The organism is Microbacterium radiodurans (genome assembly GCF_008710705.1).
Taxonomy (GTDB): domain Bacteria; phylum Actinomycetota; class Actinomycetes; order Actinomycetales; family Microbacteriaceae; genus Microbacterium; species Microbacterium radiodurans.
Map to the genome: position 1 here is coordinate 793,544 of NZ_VYRZ01000001.1, position 20,154 is coordinate 813,697.

At 71.9% G+C, this 20,154-nt stretch carries 13 protein-coding genes; 3 read left to right on the top strand and 10 right to left on the bottom strand.

The window, feature by feature from the left end:
- Positions 1 to 37: 37 nt before the first annotated feature.
- From F6B42_RS03730 to F6B42_RS03765, 8 genes are all read right to left on the bottom strand, one after another.
- Positions 38 to 2,851: a family 78 glycoside hydrolase catalytic domain gene (locus F6B42_RS03730; RefSeq protein WP_150418225.1), complete on the bottom strand. Its 2,814-nt coding sequence runs from the start codon at positions 2,849 to 2,851 to the stop codon at positions 38 to 40.
- The gene (locus F6B42_RS03735) at positions 2,848 to 4,347 is read right to left on the bottom strand and encodes a glycoside hydrolase family 43 protein (protein WP_150418226.1); all 1,500 of its coding nucleotides are present in this window, start codon (positions 4,345 to 4,347) and stop codon (positions 2,848 to 2,850) included. Before F6B42_RS03735 ends, F6B42_RS03730 begins: the two co-directional genes overlap by 4 nt.
- 46 nt (positions 4,348 to 4,393) lie before the next feature.
- Positions 4,394 to 5,521, bottom strand: a complete 1,128-nt coding sequence (locus F6B42_RS03740) for a serine hydrolase domain-containing protein (protein WP_150418227.1) — start codon at positions 5,519 to 5,521, stop codon at positions 4,394 to 4,396.
- A complete protein-coding gene (locus tag F6B42_RS03745) occupies positions 5,518 to 7,800 on the bottom strand; it encodes a glycoside hydrolase family 3 protein (RefSeq protein ID WP_223878373.1) in 2,283 nt (760 codons plus the stop codon). Before F6B42_RS03745 ends, F6B42_RS03740 begins: the two co-directional genes overlap by 4 nt.
- A gap of 200 nt (positions 7,801 to 8,000) precedes the next feature.
- Positions 8,001 to 8,867: an ATP-binding cassette domain-containing protein gene (locus tag F6B42_RS03750; RefSeq protein ID WP_150418229.1), complete on the bottom strand. Its 867-nt coding sequence runs from the start codon at positions 8,865 to 8,867 to the stop codon at positions 8,001 to 8,003.
- A complete protein-coding gene (locus F6B42_RS03755) occupies positions 8,864 to 10,744 on the bottom strand; it encodes a dipeptide/oligopeptide/nickel ABC transporter permease/ATP-binding protein (RefSeq protein WP_150418230.1) in 1,881 nt (626 codons plus the stop codon). Before F6B42_RS03755 ends, F6B42_RS03750 begins: the two co-directional genes overlap by 4 nt.
- Positions 10,741 to 11,682 carry an ABC transporter permease gene (locus F6B42_RS03760; RefSeq protein WP_150418231.1) on the bottom strand — a complete coding sequence of 314 codons (942 nt, stop codon included), beginning with the start codon at positions 11,680 to 11,682 and terminating at the stop codon, positions 10,741 to 10,743. Before F6B42_RS03760 ends, F6B42_RS03755 begins: the two co-directional genes overlap by 4 nt.
- Positions 11,683 to 11,751: 69 nt before the next feature.
- On the bottom strand, positions 11,752 to 13,281 hold the full coding sequence (locus tag F6B42_RS03765; protein WP_150418232.1) for an ABC transporter substrate-binding protein: 1,530 nt from the start codon (positions 13,279 to 13,281) through the stop codon (positions 11,752 to 11,754).
- 193 nt (positions 13,282 to 13,474) lie between these two features.
- On the opposite strand from F6B42_RS03765, the gene F6B42_RS03770 reads away from it, so the two are divergent.
- From F6B42_RS03770 to F6B42_RS15105, 3 genes are all read left to right on the top strand, one after another.
- Positions 13,475 to 14,134 (top strand): TetR/AcrR family transcriptional regulator, encoded by a 660-nt coding sequence (locus F6B42_RS03770; RefSeq protein ID WP_150418233.1) that lies wholly within the window; start codon positions 13,475 to 13,477, stop codon positions 14,132 to 14,134.
- Positions 14,131 to 15,048 carry a TolB family protein gene (locus F6B42_RS03775; RefSeq protein WP_150418234.1) on the top strand — a complete coding sequence of 306 codons (918 nt, stop codon included), beginning with the start codon at positions 14,131 to 14,133 and terminating at the stop codon, positions 15,046 to 15,048. The genes F6B42_RS03770 and F6B42_RS03775 overlap by 4 nt, the downstream gene beginning before the upstream one ends.
- Positions 15,049 to 15,128: 80 nt before the next feature.
- Positions 15,129 to 18,008, top strand: a complete 2,880-nt coding sequence (locus F6B42_RS15105; protein WP_150418235.1) for a rhamnogalacturonan lyase family protein — start codon at positions 15,129 to 15,131, stop codon at positions 18,006 to 18,008.
- A 286-nt stretch (positions 18,009 to 18,294) separates the two neighbouring features.
- Here F6B42_RS15105 and F6B42_RS03785 read toward each other — a convergent pair whose 3' ends face one another.
- Together F6B42_RS03785 and F6B42_RS03790 are read right to left on the bottom strand one after the other, a co-directional pair.
- A complete protein-coding gene (locus tag F6B42_RS03785) occupies positions 18,295 to 19,659 on the bottom strand; it encodes an MFS transporter (RefSeq protein ID WP_150418236.1) in 1,365 nt (454 codons plus the stop codon).
- A complete protein-coding gene (locus F6B42_RS03790; protein WP_150418237.1) occupies positions 19,656 to 20,147 on the bottom strand; it encodes a MarR family winged helix-turn-helix transcriptional regulator in 492 nt (163 codons plus the stop codon). The genes F6B42_RS03785 and F6B42_RS03790 overlap by 4 nt, the downstream gene beginning before the upstream one ends.
- Between the last annotated feature and the right edge of the window lie 7 nt (positions 20,148 to 20,154).

Genomic DNA, 20,154 nt, shown 5'->3' on the forward strand with positions numbered 1-20,154 from the left:
TGACGGTCGGGACCGGTCGTCGGTCGGGACGGGGCGGTCAGGACGGCGCGGTGGCCCGCCGGATGGCCGCGTCGACGGCGTCCTGCACGGCGGGCGGGGTGAACATGAGGGCGGTGGTGACGGGGCGTCCCGACCCCCAGCGCGTCTCGCCGCGGACGGTGTCGACGCGGTCGGGGGCGACCTCGGCGAGGGTGTCGAGCAGCGCCGCATAGGCCCGCGGGTCGTCGATCACGTCGGCGAGCGATGCGCGGATGCCGTCGAGCTCGGCGCGCGCCGCGTTCGGCGTGTCGGCGAACCGCCACTCGTGCGCGCCCGAGCCGACCTCGTCGCTCAGGCCGGGCAGGTCCACCTCGGCCCGGGTGTTCGGCGGAACGACCGCGCTCACGACGATCTCGGAACCCTCGCGGCGCCACGAGACGGCGGCCTCGCCGTAGGGCGTCCGGTGCCGCGTCGAGGCCGACCCGAGCGTGCGGAGCGGACGCGGTGCGATCCGCAGGCGCCGATAGCCGGGCGCCGCGGGGGCGAGGCCGGCGACCGTGCGGTGCAGCCAGTCGGCGACGGCGCCGAGGGCGTAATGGTTGAACGAGGTCATCTCGCCGGGATTGACCGAGCCGTCGGGGAGGAGCGAGTCCCACCGCTCCCACACCGTCGTCGCCCCCTGCGTGACGGGGTACAGCCACGACGGGCATTCGGTCTGGGTGAGCAGGCGTTCGGCGGCGTCGAGATGACCGCCGCGGGTCAGTGCGTCGGTCACCAGCGGCGTGCCGACGAAGCCCGTGCCGATGCGGTAGCCGCCCTCGCGGACGAGGTCGGCGAGCCGTTCGGCCAGACCCGCGCGCACGGCGGCGTCCGTCACGAGGTCGAATTCGAGAGCGAGCGCGTAGGCGGTCGGCGCGTCGCTCATCATGCGCCCCGCGGCGGTCACGTACTCCGCGACGAACGCCCGCCGGCTGTGCTCGGCACGCGCCGCGTACGCGTCGGCGTCGGCCCTGCGGCCGAGCAGGCGTGCCGCCTCGGCGACCTGGCGGAGCGACCGGGCGTAGTACGCGGTCGCGACGATGTCGGAGTCGACCTTCGCCTGGCCGGGCTTGTCGGGCGGGGCGGCCGGGTCGAGCCAGTCGCCCAGCTGCATCCGTCCCGCCCACAGGCCGCTGTCGCCGGCGTCGCGCCCGACGGCGTCCACCCAGGCGCGCATGCTCTCGTACTGGTCGGCGACGACCGAGCGGTCGCCGAACCGCTCGTGCATCACGGTCGGCACGACGGTCGCCGCATCGCCCCAGGCAGCCGGGCTCACCCCGAACGCGCCGAAGCCGGTGAGGGCCGCGGGCACGACGACCGGCACCGAGCCGTCGTCGCGACGCTGCTCGTGCGCGAGGTCGCGCAGCCACGAGGTCAGGAAGCCCGCGCAGTCGTACAGGTACGACGCCGTGGGGGCGAAGACCTGCAGGTCACCCGTCCAGCCGAGTCGCTCGTCGCGCTGCGGGCAGTCGGTGGGGATCGACAGGAAGTTGCCGCGCATGCCCCACACGACGTTCTCGTGGAGGCGGTCGAGGAGCGGGTCGGAGGAGGAGAACCATCCGGTGCGGGTCATGTCGGTGTGCAGCACGACGGCCTCGACGTCGCCCGGCGACACGTCGACGCCGGTGATCTGCGCATATCGGAACCCGTAGAAGCTGAAGCGCGATTCGAGCTCGTCGTCGCCGCCGCTGAGCTCGAACGTCGCCGTGGCCGCGGCGTTGCGCAGGGGGCGGAGGGCGAGCTCGCCGTCGTCGAGCACCTCGGCGTGGCGGATGACGACCCGGGTGCCCGCGGCGCCGCGCACCCGCACGCGGACGCGCCCGACGAGGTTCTGGCCGAAATCGAGGATGCTCCCGCCGGCGGCGGCGAGCACCTCGGCGACCGGCAGGGTCTGGATGCGGCGCACCGGCGGCGCGATGCGCGCCTCGGGCGTCGGGACGTTCTCGTAGCCCGGTCTGGCCGCGGCTCCCACGCGGGCGGGTGCGAACGCGCGCGGCGAGCGGCGGAGGTCCTGATGCTCGCCGGCGTAGATGCCGCTGTCGACGATCGGTCCGTCGCCCGCGGCCTCCCACCCGTCGCCGGTCGGGGCGATCGTCCGGGTCGAACCGTCGGTGAAGGTCACCCGCAGCTGCGCGAGGAACGACGGCTGGGTGCCGTAGAGCCGGTCCGCGAAGGCGAAGAACCCGTACTTCTCGGTGTACCACGCGCCGGTGATCGTGGCCGACAGCTCGTTCTCGCCGGGACGGACGAGCGCCGTCACGTCGACGGTCTCGTGCACGAGGCGGTCGCGGTAGGCCGTCCAGCCCGGAGCGAGGACGTCGCCCGAGACGGGGATGCCGTTGACCTCCGGCTCGGCGGCGCCGAGCGCCGTCCACAGCAGCACCGCCCGCTCGACCGGCCGGTCGAGCGCGAAGCGCGTGCGGACGACGGCGGGCTGGGCGTCGCGCTCGGGCTCGGCGAGCCCGACGGGCAGCGCGACCCACTCGTCGTCCGCGAGGAAGCCCGCGACCACCTCGACCGGCTCGCTCCACGGCGTCCACGCGGCATCCGCGGGCGTGATCCCGCTCGCCGTCCCGCGCACGCGCACGCGCACGGTGCGGCGCTCGCCGGCCCGCAGCGCCGCGAACGGCCACGCGATCAGGACGCTGTCGCCGGACCCGATCGACGCGGATTCGACGCCCCCGGCCCCGCCCGTCGCCTCGATCTCGGCCGCGACCTGCGACCAATCGCGCTCGTCGGTCTCGACCGTCCAGGTCAGGCGCGGACGCGCGGTGGCGACGAACGTCGTGTCGTCGCGCTGCTCGGCGCGCAGGGTCGCGATACGGGCGCTCATTCGTCGTCTCCGTCGATCGTCCAGTCCGTCACCGCGATCTCGCCCGAGACGGCGTAGGCGCCGATGACGCGCCCCGTGAACGACTCGGCGGTCTCGGCGGAGAGGAGGCGGCCGTCGATGCGGGCGAGCTCGACGACGTCCCCGTCGATGGTCGCGGACAGGTGGAACACGTCGCTCGTGCGGAGGAGGCCCGTGGCCTCCGGCGGACGCGAGGCGATGTGCAGCCGGAGCACCGGTCCGGAGATCGGATGCCGCCACTCCTGCACGAGGCCGGCGGCGACCGCCCGCGCGGTCACCGCGTCGGCGCTCACCTCGAGCTCGACGTGGAAGTTCTCGTCGTATCGCACCGCGAGCCCGCCGACTCCGGCGCTCGCGTCGACGGTGGCGGAGGTCTCGTTCGTCAGGTGCTCCTGCCGGCGTCCGACGAAGGCGGGGCGGGGATCGCTCAGCGTCGCGCCCGTTCCCCGCAGCACGAGGCGTCCGTCCCGCTGCTCGGCGACCGCCTCCGGCAGCGCGCGCACGGCGATCCATTCGCCATCGAGCGGGCTTGTGAAGTCGACGTGGACCGATGTGCCGGGGCGCGGGTTGAGCTCCACCGGGTCGATCTCGGGCCACCCGTCGCCCCGCCAGCGCACCGGCGTGACGAAGCTCTCGCGGCCGAGGGCCGAGAAGGCGCGGGTCATCGATCGGGGGCGGACGCCCAGCAGGACGCACAGCCAATCGCCGGCGGGGCCCACAACGAGGTCGCCGTGGCCGGTGTTCTGCACGGGGCGCACGGTCGAGCGGGCCGAGACGAGCGGGTTGTGGGGTGCCTTCTCGAAGGGACCCTCGGGGCCGTCGCCGCGCGCGATCGAGATGCCGTGGCCGCGCTCGGTGCCCCCCTCGGCGATCATCAGGTACCACCGCCCGTCGCGGGAGTACAGGTGCGGGGCTTCGGGGAACGCCCCGGTGCTGCCCGACCAGAGCGAGCGCGGCTCCTCGAGCGCCACGTGATTCTGGAGATCGACCCGCACCTGCTGGATGCCGAGGTGCTCGCCCATCCGCGGCCCGCCGAGGATGAGGCCCGAGAACGTGATGTAGACGGTGCCGTCCTCGTCCCACGCGATGTCGGGGTCGATCCCGTCGATCGACGCCGAGCCGCCGGCGGAGCGGATGAGCTCGCCGTCGCTCCAGGGCCCCGCGGCATCCGTCGCGGTGAAGTGCAGCATGCCGCGCCCCATCGCGTCGGTGATGACGAGGTGGAAGACCCCGTCGCGATGACGGATGGTCGGTGCCCAGGCGCCGCCGGCGGTCGGCACGTTCTCGACCCCGAGCTGGCCGGGCCGGGTGGCGACGTGGCCGATGAGCTCCCACGTCTCGAAATCCGTCGACCGGTGGATCGGGATGCCGGGCAGGTACTCGAACGTCGAGGTCGCGAGGTACCAGGTGTCGCCCACCCGCACGACCGAGGGGTCGGGGTGGAAGCCGTTCAGCAGCGGGTTGTACAGCGTCGTCATCGAGCGCTCCGTTCGAGGGCGGGGGCGGGCTGAGCCGAGGTGGGGGTCAGGTCAGGATGCGACCGAGCTCGGCCGCCAGGGCGACGGCACGGGGGTCGGCGCCGCCCGGCCAGGGCCCGCGGGCGATGGTCCACGCGAAGGCGAGGCCCGTGTCGGGGTCGACGCACGCGAGGGCTCCGGCGGCGCCGTCGTGCCCGAAGGCGCGCGGCCCGCCGAACGCCAGCTGCTGCGACGGCTTCTGGAACACGATCGCGTGCGCGCGGTCGTGCTGGTGGAGCACCTCGTCGTAGCCGCGGATCTGCTGCTGTCCGATTGCGGCGACGGTCTCGGCGGACAGCGCCGGCTCGGCGCCGTCCAGGCCCGTGACCATCACGGCGAACAGGCGCGCGAGTCCGCGCGCCGTGCCCGTCCCGCTTCCGGCCGGGTGGCCGTAGCGCCAGCTGCGCGGGGAGTTGCCGAGATCGACGTCTCCCGTCATCGCGCCGAAGACGAGCGGACCGAGCGCCGAGGTCTGCCGCGTCTGGTCGGCTGAGACGGGGGCGATCATCGGCAGCACGTCCGCGCGGCGGTCTTCGAGCTCGGCGGGCAGCCCGAGGCGGAAGTCGATGTCGTGCGGTGCGCGGATCTCGCTCTCGTAGAACTCGTGGAGCGTCCGTCCGGTCACGCGGAAGACCAGCTCGTCGGCGAGGTTGCCGATCGTGATGGCGTGATAGCCGAACGCGCTCCCGGGGTGCCAGAACGGCACCGTGTCGGCGAGGCGCTCGGCCGCCGCGTGGTGATCGAGCAGCTCGTCCCATGTCAGCGGCGGCTGCGCCTGCGGGAGCCCTGCCTGATGCGACAGGAGCTGGCGGATCGTCACCGCGCCCTTGCCGTGCGCGGCGAACTCCGGCCACACCGAGGCGACGGCGGCATCCAGGTCGAGCTCGCCTCGCTCGATCAGGAGGCCGATCGCGAGTCCGATCGTGTTCTTCGTCACGGAGTACGGCACCATGACCGAGTGCTCGCCCAGATGCGGCCCGCCCCAGGCGTCGAGCACGAGGTCGCCGCGGTGATAGGCCGCGACCTGGAACGACAGGTCGGGGTCGGCCGCGAGGTAGCCGGCGAGGCGATCGACGACGGCCCCCAGGCGTTCGTCGGCGGTGCCCGAGAGCGCTCCGTTCAGCACGGCGCTCATTCGGCGACCGTCCAGGTCAGCTCGAGGGGGAGGTCGACGACCGACGCTCCGATCCGGATCGTGTAGGCCCCGGGTTCGACCAGCCAGCCGTCGGCCCAGTGGGCGAGGCGCCGTTCCGGCAGATCGATCGTGACGGTGGCGCTCTCGCCGGGCGCCGCGTGGACCGGCGCGAACCCGACGAGCCAGCGCACCGGCCGCTCGACCCCGGAGTCGGCGCGCTCGGCGTAGACCTGGACGACGTGCTTGCCGGAGCGATCGCCCGTGTTCGTCACCGACACCTCGACACCGCCCTCGTGGCGGCGCGCGGCATCCCACGACCACGACGTGTATCCCAGGCCGTGCCCGAACGGGAAGGCCGGGGCGGCGCCCTGTCGGAGCCAGGCGCGGTAGCCGATGTGCAGCCCCTCGGTGTACCGCAGCACGCCGTCTTCGGGGGCGACGTCGGTGACCGGGACGTCGGCGAGGCTCGCCGGCCAGGTCGTCGGCAGGCGCCCGCCGGGCTCGTCCGCGCCGGTGAGGATGCCGGCGATCGCCGTGCCGAACTCCTGACCGCCGAAGTATCCCTGCACGACCGCGGCCACCTCGCCCGCCCAGGGGAGGACGACGGGGGAGCCGGCGTTGACGACGACGATCGTCGGCGTGCCGGTCGCGGCGACGGCGCGGACGAGCTCGTCCTGGTGCCCGGGCAGGTCGAGGTTCTCGCGGTCGTATCCCTCCGATTCCACCTTCGCGTTCGTGCCGACGACGACGACGGCGACCTCGGCGGCGGCGGCCGAGGCCACGGCGCGCCGGATGAGCTCGCCGGGCTCGGTGCGCTCGGGGGCGATCCCGACCGTCGCCGACAGGGCTCCCGACAGGGCGCCGGCGCCCGCGCGCACGAACTCGACGCGGATGTCGATCGCCGAGCCGCCCGTGACGTGGACGGGGGCGGTGACGGACGGCGGGTTGAGGAAGGCGGCGCCGAGGTCGCGGCCCTCGATCACGGGGGCGTCGTCGAGGACGAGCGCGCCGTCGACCCACATCCGCGCCGGGTTCGCCCCGGCGAAGCCCAGCTCGATCTCGCCGTCGGCCTCGGGCGTGTAGCGCGTCTCGAACACGACGGTGCGGCTCGCCTCGATGGGGGCGTCGCCCCCGAACCAGACGAGCGCCGTCGAACGGCGGTCCTCGGCGAAGAGCTCGCGGCCGTCGGCGTCGTGGAAGCTCACACGGATGCCGGGACCGCCCGTGACGGGGTTCTCGAGCTGCGCGAGCGGGATCTCGGCGACCCCCTCCTGCACGACGGCGCCGATGTCGTAGGTCACCTCGGCGCCCGGCAGGGCGGCCCGCAGTCCCTCGAGCGGCGAGACGGTGCGCTCGGGCAGGACCGTCGCCGACCCGCCGCCCTGCGTGCGGGCGTCGCGGGCGTTGTGGCCGATGACGGCGACGCGTGCGAGCGTGTCGGCGTCGAGGGGCAGGACCCCGTCGTTGCTCAGCAGGACGGTTCCGGCGACGCCGGCCTCGCGGGCGAATGCCGGTCCGTCGAGCGGGGCGGTCTCGGTCGGGGTCGCCGTTCCCAGCGCGCCGACCCGCTCGGCGAGCAGCAGCAGCCGCAGCACCTTACGGTCGAGGTCCGCCTCGGAGACCTCGCCGGCGCGGACGGCCGCCACGAGCCCCGCCCAGGCCGGTGCCGGTCCGGGCATCGCGAGGTCCTGCGCGGCGGGCACGGAACCGAGCGAGCGCACGGCGGTCCAGTCGCTGACGACGACGCCGTCGAAGCCCCACTCGCTGTTCAGCGGGGTCTCGAGCAGCTCGTTCTCGGTCATCGTCACGCCGTCGACGGAGTTGTAGGCGCTCATGAGCGCCCAGGCGCCGGCGTCGACCGCGCGCTCGAACGGCGCGAGGTACACCTCGCGGAGGGTCCGCTCGTCGACATCGATGTCGACCGTGAAGCGGTCGGTCTCGGAGTCGTTGGCGACGTAGTGCTTGGGCGTGGCGGCGACGCCGTTGTCCTGCAGCCCGCGGACGTAGGCGGCGCCGAGCTCGCCGGTGAGCTCGGGATCCTCCGACAGGCATTCGAAATGCCGGCCGCCGAGCGGCGAGCGGTGCAGGTTGATGGTCGGACCGAGCACGACGTCCACGCCCTTGCGGCGGGCCTCGGCGGCCGCGGCGGCGCCGTAGCGATAGGCGAGATCGGGGTCCCAGGATGCGGCCAGCGCCGATCCCGACGGCAGGTTCAGTGACGGCTCCCGCTCGTCCCACCGCGGACCGCGGACGCCGGCAGGCCCGTCCGAGAGGGTCATCGCGCGCAGGTCGATCCCGGGGATCGGCACGGTCGTCCAGAAGTCGGCGCCCTGGACGAGGGCGGCCTTCTGCTCGAGGGTCAGCTCCGACAGGAGCGGCCGGAGGTGGTCGGTGGAATGGGTCACGGAATGCTCCTCGAGCGGCGTAGGGGGTGGGGGGATGCCGGAGGCGGGTGCGAGTCACCGTCTCCGGCATCCGGTCATGCGGCGTCGGTGCCGGCCTGAGCGGCGGCGCCGGCCTCGGACGCGAGGAAGGCGCGGCGCGCGGCGCGACGCTCCTCCTGCTTGTCGGGGTCGGGCACCGGAGCGGCCATGAAGAGCCGCTGCGTGTACGGATGCCGCGGCCGCGACGTCACCTGGTCGCCGTCGCCCGACTCGACGATCTCGCCGCGGTACATCACGGCGACGCGGTGGCTGATGTGACGGACGACGGCGAGGTCGTGCGTCACGAACAGGTAGGCCACGCCCGTGCGCTCCTGGATCTCGATGAAGAGGTCGAGCACGCGGGCCTGCGTCGACAGGTCGAGCGCCGACACCGGCTCGTCGCAGACGATGAGGCGCGGGCGCAGCGCGAGCGCGCGCGCGATCGCGACGCGCTGACGCTGACCGCCCGAGAACTCCCGAGGCAGCCGGCTGCGCGCGTCGGCCGGCAGGCCGACCTGGTCGAGCAGGTCGCGGACGCGGTCGCGCGCCTCGCGCGTGCCCACACCGGCGGCGGTGAGGGGCTCGGTGAGGATCTGCTCGATCGTCATGGACGGGTTGAGCGAGGAGTACGGGTCCTGGAAGACGACCTGGATGTCCGAGCTCAGCGCCCGCCGGTCGCGCCGGTTCAGGTGCGAGATGTCGCGACCGTCGAAGCGGATCGTGCCCTCCGTGACCGGGGCGAGCCCGAGCGCCGCACGGCCGAGCGTCGTCTTGCCCGACCCCGACTCGCCCACGAGACCGACGGTCTCGCCGGGGAGGATGTCGAGCGAGACGCCCTTCAAGGCGCGGAACGGCTCGGCGCGGAATCCCTTCCCGGGGTACTCGACGACGAGGTCCGAGATCTCCAGCAGCGGAGCGGTCATGCTCCGACCTCCTTCGATGACAGCGCCGGGCGGGCGGGACCCTCGTCGAGGATCGCGTCCAGCAGCGCCTGCGTGTACGGGTGACGGGCGTCGTTGAAGATCGCGCGAACGGGACCCTGTTCGACGAAGAGGCCGTTCTGCATGACCGTGACGCGGTCGCACAGGTCGGCGACGACACCGAAGTTGTGGGTCACCAGGAGCATCGCCATGTGGCGCTCGGCCTGCAGATCGCGCAGCAGCTCGAGCACCTCCGCCTGCACCGTGACGTCGAGCGCCGTCGTGGGCTCGTCGGCGATGATCAGGTCGGGATCGGTCGAGACGGCGCCGGCGATCAGGACGCGCTGCGCCATGCCTCCGGAGACCTCGAACGGGTAGGCGTCGAAGGTGCGCTTCGGCTGCGGGATGCCGACCCGGTCGAGGAGGTGGAGGGCGCGGTCGGTCGCATCCTTCTTCGACATCCCCAGGGTCTTGCGCAGCGGCTCGACGAGCTGGCTGCCGATCGTGAACGACGGGTCGAGGTTGCTCATCGGCTCCTGTGGGATGTAGCCGATGCGCTTGCCGCGCATCGCGCCGTAGACCCGGTCGGACTCGTCGGCGAGCTCGGTGCCGTCGAACGAGATCGAGCCGCCGGTGACCCGGCCGCCGCGGGGGAGGAGCCCGAGCACCGCGAACGCGGTCTGGGTCTTGCCCGAGCCGGACTCGCCGATGAGGCCGTGCACCTCGCCCTTGCGGACATCCAGCGAGACGCCGTGGACCACCTCGATGTGCGATCCGTCGGGCTGGTCGTAGCCGACGGTGAGGTCGCGCACCGTCAGGAGCTTCGCGCTCGTCTTGCTGCGGGCGTCTTCGCGGTGGATCGTGACGCCGGCTCCCTCGATGACGGGCAGCTCGTCGAGGTCGGTGATCGGCTCGCCGCCGCTCGTGCCCACCGAGGTCGTCACGGCCGCGACCGAACCGGTGGCGGTGGTGACCGCGCGACGGCGCTTGCGGCGTACCGTGACGGTGCGCTCGAGCTCGTCGCGCATGACGTTCGCGAGGAGGGTCAGGGCGATGCAGGTGAGGGCGATCGCGAGCGAGGGCCAGATCATCAGCACGGGTGCCTTGTAGATGTTCTTGAAGCCGTCGGTGAGCATCGAGCCCCACGTGGGGACGTTGACATCTCCGAGGCCGAGGAACTCCAGGCCCGACTGGATCGCGATGGCGATGCCGGCGATGATCGCCGCCTGGATGATGATGGGCGCGCGGACGACCGCGAGGACGTGGCGCCCGATGATGCGGCTGTCGCTCAGGCCCGAGACCCGCGCGGCGTCGACGTACAGCTCGCCGCGGACGGCGGTGACGGCGGCGTAGACGAGCCGGAAGAAGGCCGGAGCGAGCAGGATGCCGAAGATGAACATCGAGATCCACACCGACGGGCCGAGGACGGCCCGCGCGGCGAGCAGCACGACGATGCCCGGAAGGGCCATGTTCAGCTCGGTGACCCACGTCGCCGCAGCGTTGAACCAGCCCTGGTAGTAGCCGGCGATGAGGCCGCTCACGACACCGAGCACGATCGCGACCACGACGGCGATGAGCGCGGCGGCGATGCTCGTCTGCGTCGCCGACAGCAGCCGCGAGAGCACGTCGCGGCCGCTGCCGTCGGTGCCGAGGATGTGAGCCGCGCTCGGGCCGGCGAGGACGCTGCGGATGTCGGCGTAGTTCGGATCCTGCGGGGCGATGACCGGGCCGAGGACGGCGATGACCGCGACGAGGGCGAGGAAGGCGGCCGAGACGATGCCGAGCGGCCGGCGCATGAGACGGCGCCAGAGGTGCACGCGGACGGGCGCGATCGCGACCGCCGGCGACGAGGGGACGGGAGGGACGTCGATGGCGGTCATGACAGTCTCACCTTCGGGTTGAGGGCGGCCTGGGCGAGGTCGATGAGGAGGTTGACGATGACGACGATGATCGCGAACGCGATCACGAGCCCCATCACGACGGGCACGTCGCCGAGCGTGGTCGAGCGGACGCTGAGCTGGCCCATCCCCGGGATGGCGAAGATCTGCTCGACGACGACGGCGCCGCCGAGGAGGCCGACGAACTGGACGGCCAGCACCGCGAGGGCGGGGCCGCCGGCGTTGCGCAGCACGTGCTTGTAGATGACGGATCCGAGTCCGAGCCCGCGCGAGCGGAGCGTTCGGACGTAGTCGCGAGACATCGCGTCGATGACCGAGCCGCGCACCTGAGCGGCGACCGTCGCGATCGCCCCGATCGACAGCGCGACGATCGGGAGAATGACGGATGCGACCCATCCGCCGAGCGAGGACGTGATCGGCACGTACCCCGTCGCCTTGAACCAGCCGAGGTTGATCGCGAAGACGAGGACGAGGAAGAGGGCGATGAGGAAGCCCGGGATGGCGAAGCCGACCAGGGAGAGGAACTGCACCGCGCCGTCGACGGCGCCGCCGCGGCGGGCGGCCAGGACGCCGAGGACCACCGCGAGGATGGCGGAGACGATCGTGGCCCCGACGACGAGGGAGAGGGTGACGGCCAGTCGGCCCGACACGCTCACCGAGACGAGTTCGCCGGTGAACCAGCTGCGGCCGAGGTTGCCGGTGACGGCTGAGGTCACCCAGTCGGCGTACTGCACCAGGAGCGGGCGGTTGAGGCCGAGCTCCGCGGTCTTCTTGGCGACGGTCTCGGCGGTGGCGTTCTCGCCGAGGATGCGGCGGGCGATGTCGCCGCCGCCCATGTAGAGGAGCAGGAACGCGATGAACGAGATCACCACGATCAGCACGACGCCCGAGGCGAGGCGCCGGAGAATGAATGGCAGCATGATGCCTTCCCGGAGGGTCGGCCCGTCCGCCTGACCGGTCGGGCACCGGTCAGGCGGACGGGGATCGGATCAGTTCTTCGGCGAGAAGTCGAAGATCGACGGGTAGGCGTTGGTGGGCCAGAACTCGAGGTTCGTGTTCGCGTCGGTGGCGAACGTGCCCTGCACGCGGAAGAACGGAGCGAACCAGGCCTGGTCGACGAGGTACTTGTTGAGGTCCTTCAGCGCCTGGTCGGACTCCTCGGGGGTGCCGAACTGCACGGTCTGGATGTAGCCGTCGACGGTCGGGTCCTCGTAGCCGAACGGGTTGAACGTCGCGTCGGGTCCGACCATGAAGTTGATCAGCTGCCAGTCGGGGTTCTGCTCGAGGGCCATCCAGGTGGCGGGGTACTTCGGCGCGAGCATGTCGGTGATGAAGTTGCCGGTGCCCGGGTCGGTGTAATTGACCGTGATGCCGATGTCGTCGAGCTGCTGCGCGACGAGGTCGAACGTGGTCTGGAACGCCGGCGTCGACATCATGTTCAGCGTGAAGCCGTTCGGGTAGCCGGCCTCGGCGAGGAGGTCCTTGGCGGCATCCGGGTCGTAGGAGTACGTGCCGTCGAGCGACTCGTCGTAGGCGACGGAGGTGGCCGGGAAGACCTGCTCGGTGACGGTGCCGTAGCCGCTCTGCAGCGACTGCAGGAGCGCCTCGCGGTCGAAGGCCATGTTGATCGCCTGACGCACCTGCACATCGGCGAGCTCGGGCGCCATCGTGCCGGCGCGGTCGAGGAGCAGCAGACCCTGGAAGTCGAGCTCGTTGGACTCGATCGTCCAGCCGGCCCCCTCGACCTCGGAGATCGTGTTGTTGTCGGCGATCTTGGCGCCGTTGGCCTCGCCGGCCTTGATCGCGTTGGTGGTGGCCGTGACGTCCTCGAGGACGTTGATCGTCAGGTTGTCGTACTTGACCGCGTCGGCGTTCCAGTAGTCGGGGTTGGCGGTGTAGTTGTACGTCGTGCCGGTGACGCTCGAGGCGGTGTCGAGGATGTACGGGCCGGAGCCGATCGGGTCGGTCGCCGAGTCGGGGTTGCCGAACGTCGAGGGTGCCTGGATGAGGCCCTGGGCGTTGGAGAGGATGTTCACCAGCGACGGGTCGGGCGCCGGGAGCGTGATCGTCACGGTGGTCGCGTCGGGTGCCGCGAACTCCTTGCCGGCGAGGGTCGCGGCCTGCGGTGCGGTGCCGTCGCGGAAGTGCTCGAGGCTCGCCACGACCGCCTCGGCGTCGAGGGCGCTGCCGTCGCTGAAGGTGATGCCTTCGCGGAGGATGAGGGTGAGGACGGTGTTGTCGTCGTTGTACGACCACTCGGTCGCCAGCCACGGCTGCGTCTCGCCCGAGGAGTCCTTCATCAGGAGGGTGTCGAAGACCGCCTGGAAGAACGGGCTGCGGTTGCCCCACTCGGCGCCCTGGCCGATGTCGTAGCTGGTGGGTGCGGTGATCGCGGTGAGGGTCAGTCGGTCGGCGCGACCGCTGTCGCTGCCGCCGGATCCGTCATCCGTCCCCGCGCATCCCGCCAGGGCGAGCGCTGCGACGACGGTGAGGGCTGCTGTGGCCTTCCATCGGAACATCTTCGGTCCTTCTCTCAGGAGGCGATACCCCGGTGGATCGCCCTGGCGCTGGACGCTAGCAGCAAAATCTAACGAGGACTAGGTTTTCAAATATAAATTTCTAGTAACTACTAGGTTTTGGGATCGCTGCCATGCAGACTGGCCTCAGCGCCCGCCAACGACGGTCGGCGAATCCCCCACGACGGCGAGGAACATGACCGAGACGATCGCCCCGGCACGCGGCCGCCGGGGCAGCTATGCGAAATCCGAGGCGACGCGGCAGGCGATCCTCGACGCGGCCCTCGAGGTGTTCTCCCAATCGGGCTACCGGGCGGGGTCGCTTCGCGACATCGCGCAGCGCGTCGACATGAGCGAGGCGGGGCTTCTGCACCACTTCCGCAACAAGAGCGCCCTCCTCGAAGCGGTGCTCGAGCTCCGAGACGAGCAGGCCCGCGCTCTGGTTCCGATCGAGTCCGGGGACGGCGTCGAGCTGCTGCGCGGCCTCGTCGGCCTCGCGGAGTACAACGCGTCGATCCCCGGCGTCGTCGAGCTGTTCACGACGCTCTCCGCCGAGGCGACCGCGCCCGACCACCCGGCGCACGCGTACTTCCTGCGGCGCTACGAGTACACCCGACGCAACATCGAGCGCGCCTTCCGCGATCTGCGCGACCGGGGGCTCCTCCGCCATGGGATGACGCCGCGCCGCGGGGCCGTGATCATGGTCGCCCTCATGGACGGGCTGCAGGTGCAGTGGCTCCTGCATCGCGACATCCTCGACATGGCCGAGGAGCTGCGCGCCGTCTTCTCGACCTTTGTCGACATCGACTGGAACGCGGCCGGAACCGACGCGGTTCCGGAGTCGGTCCCGGCATGAGCGAGCGGTGGGCGCGTCGACTGGCGGACGGTCAGCGCTGCCGCGTGCACGTCTACGACACCGTCAGCCGGCGGTCGGAGGTCGTCCACGTCGACGAGCGGATTCTGCTGGAGGCGCCGAACTGGACGGCATCCGGCGATCTCGTGCTCAACGGCGACGGCGACCTGTGGACCATGCCCGCCGACGGCTCGCGCGCTCCCGAGCGCATCCCGCTGACCGGCGCCCCCGAGCTCAACAACGACCACGTGCTCGATCCCGACGGGCTGCGGATCCATCTCTCCGGCAATGACGGCGCGCTCTACACCGCGCCGCTGGCGGGCGGGCGGGCCGAGCTCGTTCCGGGAACGGGGGATGCCGGCATCCGTCACTTCCTCCACGGCGTCAGTCCCGATGGCGCCCGGCTCGCCTACGTCGCGATCGACCCGGCGGCGGGCTGGGGGAGCGGAACGGTGCGCACGATCGGCGTCGACGGGTCCGACGACCGTGCTGTGACGAGCGGCGCCGGAGCGGACGACGGGTCCGAGTACACGCCCGACGGCGCGTGGATCTACCTCAACACCGAGCGCTTCTCGCAGCAGCCGGGGCACGCGCAGATCGCCCGGGTGCGGCCGGACGGTTCGGGGCTCGAGCAGCTCACCTTCGGCGACCGCGTCAGCTGGTTCCCGCACCTGGATCCGACGGGCGCGCGAGCGGTCTTCATCTCGTTCCCGGCCGGCACCCTCGGCCACCCGGCCGATCTGCCCGTCCGCCTGCACCTCGTCGATCTCGGCGGTGCCGACGGTGCCGACGGCGCGGATGGCTGGCGCGGCGAGGACGCGATCGTAGATCTTCTCGGGGGTCAGGGGACCATCAACGTCAACAGCTGGGCGCCCGATGGGCGGCGCTTCGCCTACGTCGACTACCCGGTCGGATGAGAAAAGCTTCATGAGGTTTCGCTGAGCCGGCGCATAGGCTCGAACGACGCAGGAAAGCGCATTCCGATTGGAACGATTCAATGGCGAAATCACTCAGATCGACCCTGCTCGCGAGCGTCGCGGCAGGCTCCCTCGCCCTCGGCGGACTGGCCGTCGTGCCGGCTGCCGTCGGCGCCGAGCAGACCGGCGCGGAGGCTCCCGTCCCCCGGCTCGAGGCCCTCGACCGCGGTCTCGTCGCGGTCTCGACCGACGCGGGGGTCTTCCTCTCGTGGCGCCTCCTCGGGGGTGAGGCGAGCGGCGCAGACGAGACCGGCCTGACCGGCACCGACTTCGTGGTCTACCGCGACGGCGAACGCATCGCGACCGTCACCGACAGCACGAACTTCCGCGACGAGGGCGGCTCGACGGCATCCGTCTACCGCGTCGCCGCGGTCACTGCGGGCGTCGAGGCGGCGCCGAGCGACGAGACGGCGCCGCTCGCGCAGAACCACCTCGACATCCCGCTCCAGAAGCCCGCCGACGGGGTCACGCCGGTGGGCGAGGCGTTCACCTACTCGGCCGGTGACGTATCGGTCGGCGATGTCGACGGCGACGGCCAGTACGAGTTCATCGTGAAGTGGGACCCGTCCAACGCGAAGGACGTCTCGCAGGTCGGCTACACCGGCAGCGTCTACATCGACACCTACGACCTCGACGGGACGCTGCTGAACCGGCTCGACCTGGGACCGAACATCCGCGCCGGTGCGCACTACACGCAGTTCCTGACCTACGACTTCGACGGCGACGGCCGCGCCGAGACGATCCTCAAGACCGCGCCGGGAACGAAGTCGATCACGTACGCCGCGGACGGCTCCGTCGAGAGCGAGCAGTACATCTCGATGCCGGACGAGGACCTCGCCGCGGGGTACTCGCACGACGACGACTACCGCCTGAGCGCCGACGACTACTACGAGCACCTCGTCGAGATGTTCCGCGGGTGGGCGACGCGCGAGGAGGTCGTCTCCGGCCAGTGGCCGGCGACCCTCGAGCAGGCCTTCGGCATCGAGGCGCGCTACGACTATCCGCTCTCGGACGCCGACGCGCGTGCGCTCGTCGATCACTTCGTCGACGTCTACGCCCCGGCGCGGAGCAGCCGCAACCTGCTCCGCAACTTCGAGGGGTTCATCCTCGACGGCCCGGAGTACCTGACGGTCTTCGACGGACGCAGCGGCGCCGAGCTGCAGACCGTGCGCTACGAGCCCGGTCGCGGCGACGACGGCCTGCTCTGGGGCGATTACGCGATGTCGCGCATCGAACCCGGCAACCGCGTCGATCGTTTCCTCTCGGGCGTCGCCTACCTCGACGGCGAGGAGCCCTCGGCCGTCTTCGCGCGCGGCTACTACACGCGCTCGACCATCGCGACCTACGACTGGGACGGCGAGAACCTGTCGCAGCGGTGGTTCGTCGACAGCGGGCACGCCCCCATGTCGAACCCCTTCAACGACGGTCCGCACGGCGTCGACGGCACCGACCCGGTGTACGGCACCATCACGACGCAGGGATTCCACAGCCTGTCGGCGGCCGATGTCGACGGCGACGGCAAGCACGAGATCGTCTACGGCTCGGCGACGATCGACGACGACGGCTCGCTGCTCTACAGCTCGTTCGCCGAGATGCCCGAGGGTTCGGCGCAGCCGGGCGAGAACGTCCGGCTCGGCCACGGCGACGCGATGCACGTCGCCGACATCGATCCGACCCGACCCGGCCTCGAGATCTTCACCGTCCACGAGGGCGGCGCGTATGCCCCCTACGGCACGGCGCTGCGCGACGCCGCCACCGGCGAGGTGCTCTTCGGTGCCTACTCCGGTCGCGACACCGGCCGCGGCATGATCGGCGACGTCCGCTCCGATGTTCCCGGCATGGAGGTCTGGTCGAGCATGCCGGGCGGCACCGATGCGTCGGGCCTGCTCTCGGCCACCGGCGAGGTGCTCTCGAGCGCGACGCCCGGGACCAACCAGTCGATCCGCTGGGCCGGCGACCTGACGACCCAGCTCGTCAACGGCTCGGGTGCGACGACCCCGACGATCGACGACTGGACGCGCGGGACGGTGCTCACGGCATCCGGCACGCTCACCAACAACGGCACGAAGGGCAACCCGGGCCTCGTCGCGGACGTCTTCGGCGACTGGCGCGAAGAGCTCGTCGTGCGGACGGCCGATTCGTCGGCGCTGCGGATCTACATCTCCACCGAGCTCACAGAGCACAAGCTCTACACGCTCATGCACGACCCGCAGTACCGCGCCGAGGTCGCTCGCCAGCAGACGACCTACAACCAGCCGAGCTACACGAGCTTCTACCTCGCGTCCGACATGGACTTCGGCGGCGTCCCGCTGCGTCCCGCGGCGGCTCCGGTCGCGGCTCCCGGCATCGGGGTCGACTCCGGGGGCGTCAACGTCACGTGGAAGGCGGCGGAGCAGGATGCCGGCGGCCCGGTCACCGGGTACGTCGTGACGCTGACCGGCGCTGACGGAGCCGTCGTAGCCGAGCAGACGGTCGGCGCCGAGGCCCGGCGGGCGAGCTTCGCCGGACTCGCGGCGGGACGGTACCGGGCGAGCGTCGTGGCCGAGAACCGCTACGGCGCCTCGGCGGCCTCGCCGGCGTCGGCCGCGGCGACGGTGGCGGCCGGTCAGCCGCTGCGGCTCGCGGTCAACGCCAAGGCGCAGTGCGTGAACGGCGAGGCGCACGTCGCGGTCTACGCCTACAACGACGCGGGACGCGCCGTCGATGTCCGACTCTCGGCCCTCGGCCAGAGCAGCGCCTCGAAGGGTGTGGCTGCGGGCAAGGCCGCGTACGCCCTGCTCGACAGCGGCTCGGCCTCGGTGCCGGCGGGCTCGGCGACGATCACGGCGTATGCGTGGGTCGACGGCGTGGGCTACCACGCGACCTACCCCGCTGCGTACGCGGCGGTCCACTGCCGCTGACCTGCGGCTGTGTTCGGGGCGGGCGATACGTTCGTCGGACGGCTGGGGCTGGTGGGGCTGGTGACCTCGATCGAGTGGTCACCGGCCCCACCCGTCCGACGTTCGTATCGGCACCGCCGCCCCGGCCGCCCGTGGGCGGGGCGTGCCGCTGACCTGCGGCTGTGTTCGGGGCGGGCGATACGTCCGTCGGACGGCTGGGGCGGGTGGGGCTGGTGACCTCGATCGAGTGGTCACCGGCCCCACCCGTCCGACGTTCGTACCGCCTGCTCGCCGGGCGGGTGCCGGCTCAGTGCGCGGGGCGGGTGCGCGGGCGCTCGCCCGGCTCGGGCGCATCCGGCAGCGGGATCGCCGTCGTGCCGGCGACCTCGTCGCTGAACTCCTCGGGGGACACCACCGAGATCGGTCGGGTCTCGTCGAGGGCCAGCGCGAATCGGCGCGAGCTCGAGCGGTGGACGCGTCCCGAGACGAGCATCCAGGTCACCCCGACGCCGAACGCCGCGAGGGCGGCGATCGCCCCGAGGCCGATCGCCGCGCGCGGGCCGAACTCGTCGGCGACCCAACCCACGATGGGTGCCCCGATGGGGGTGCCGCCCATGAGGATCGCCATGTACAGCGCGAGCACGCGGCCGCGAAGCGCCGGATCGGTCGTCGTCTGCACGTAGCCGTTGGCCGTCGTCAGCGTCGTCACGACCGCGAAGCCGGTGAACATGAGCGTCACGGCGTAGAGCCAGTACGTCGGCATGAAGGCCGAGACCGCCGCGGCGACCGCGAACAGGCCGGCGCCGAAGATGACGACGCGGATGCGGGCGCGGTCGCGGCGCGCCGCCATGAGCGCCCCCGCGAGCGACCCGATCGCGAGGATCGAGCTGAGCAGGCCGTAGCCGTCGGCATCCCGGCCGAACTCGATCGCCATCGTCGAGGCGAAGATGGGGAAGTTCATCCCGAACGCGCCGAGCAGGAACACCATCGCGAAGGCGACCATGAGGTCGGGGCGGCCGCGGACGTAGCGGAAGCCGTCGGCGAGGCGCGCGGCGCCGGTCGAGGCGGCTCGCGGGATCAGCTCGGCCGGGCGGATGAGCACGAGCGCCACGATCATCGCCAGGAACGTCAGCGCGTTGATGAAGAAGACCCACCCGGTGCCCACGGCGACGATCACGACGCCGGCGACGGCCGGGCCGATCATGCGCGCACCGTTGAAGGATGCCGCGTTCAGCGCGACGGCGTTGGCGGCGATCTCGCGCGCCACGATGTCGGAGACGAACGCCTGGCGGGCGGGGTTGTCGAAGGCCGAGATGAGGCCCAGGCCGAAGGCGAACGCGTACATCAGCGGGAGCGTCATGACCCCCGCGAGCAGCAGGATGCCGATGACGAGACCGACGAGCAGGAGGGAGCTCTGCGTGATCATCAGCAGCCGTCGCCGGTCGAACCGGTCGGCGACCCATCCGGTGACGCCGACGAGCAGCAGCGGCGGGGCGAACTGCAGCGCCATCGTCACGCCCATCGCGCCGGCGTCGTTGTCGGTGAGGCCGGTCAGCACGACCCAGCTGAGCGCCGTCGCCTGCATCCAGGCACCGACGTTCGACACCAGGGCGCCGATGAACCAGACGCGGTAGTTGAAGACGGAGAACGAGCGGAACATCGCCGAGCTCATCGGCCGGCCACCTCCCGCATGACGAGGGCCGCGGCCGCCAGGATGCCGCGCTGCTCGCGAGACAGTGCCTCGAGCGCGTGCTCGAGCCACGAGTCGCGGCGGCGCGTCGTCTCGGTGACGACCGTGCGTCCTGCCTCCGAGAGGGCGATGTTGACCTTGCGCCGGTCGCCGTCGTCGGTCGTGCGCGTGAGGTAGCCGAGGACCTCGAGGTGGTTGACCGTGCGATTCATCGACGGCGGCGAGACGCGCTCGCGCTCGGCGAGCTCGCCGAGGGTGTGCGGGCCGTGGACGGCGAGGTTCGCGAGCACGGCGAACTGGCCGTCGCTCATGCTGTCGACGGCGCGCTCGGCGCGCAGCCGCCGGGCCAGCCGGAAGGTGGCCATGCGCAGGTCGGTGGCCTCGTGCGCGAGATCGCCGGCGCCGGGGGCGAGTTCGGCGGCTGTCGGGGAGGGGACGGGAGAATCCGAGGAGGGGGGATCGTTGCTCATGTCTGAT

Coding starts and splice junctions, on each gene's coding strand:
- F6B42_RS03735 (WP_150418226.1), bottom strand. CDS start 4,347: ATGACGACGCTGTACAACCCGCTGCTGAACGGCTTCCACCCCGACCCC.
- F6B42_RS03775 (WP_150418234.1), top strand. CDS start 14,131: ATGAGCGAGCGGTGGGCGCGTCGACTGGCGGACGGTCAGCGCTGCCGC.
- F6B42_RS03750 (WP_150418229.1), bottom strand. CDS start 8,867: ATGACCGCTCCGCTGCTGGAGATCTCGGACCTCGTCGTCGAGTACCCC.
- F6B42_RS03785 (WP_150418236.1), bottom strand. CDS start 19,659: ATGAGCTCGGCGATGTTCCGCTCGTTCTCCGTCTTCAACTACCGCGTC.
- F6B42_RS03790 (WP_150418237.1), bottom strand. CDS start 20,147: ATGAGCAACGATCCCCCCTCCTCGGATTCTCCCGTCCCCTCCCCGACA.
- F6B42_RS03760 (WP_150418231.1), bottom strand. CDS start 11,682: ATGCTGCCATTCATTCTCCGGCGCCTCGCCTCGGGCGTCGTGCTGATC.
- F6B42_RS03745 (WP_223878373.1), bottom strand. CDS start 7,800: ATGACCCTCTCGGACGGGCCTGCCGGCGTCCGCGGTCCGCGGTGGGAC.
- F6B42_RS03770 (WP_150418233.1), top strand. CDS start 13,475: ATGACCGAGACGATCGCCCCGGCACGCGGCCGCCGGGGCAGCTATGCG.
- F6B42_RS15105 (WP_150418235.1), top strand. CDS start 15,129: ATGGCGAAATCACTCAGATCGACCCTGCTCGCGAGCGTCGCGGCAGGC.
- F6B42_RS03730 (WP_150418225.1), bottom strand. CDS start 2,851: ATGAGCGCCCGTATCGCGACCCTGCGCGCCGAGCAGCGCGACGACACG.
- F6B42_RS03765 (WP_150418232.1), bottom strand. CDS start 13,281: ATGTTCCGATGGAAGGCCACAGCAGCCCTCACCGTCGTCGCAGCGCTC.
- F6B42_RS03755 (WP_150418230.1), bottom strand. CDS start 10,744: ATGACCGCCATCGACGTCCCTCCCGTCCCCTCGTCGCCGGCGGTCGCG.
- F6B42_RS03740 (WP_150418227.1), bottom strand. CDS start 5,521: ATGAGCGCCGTGCTGAACGGAGCGCTCTCGGGCACCGCCGACGAACGC.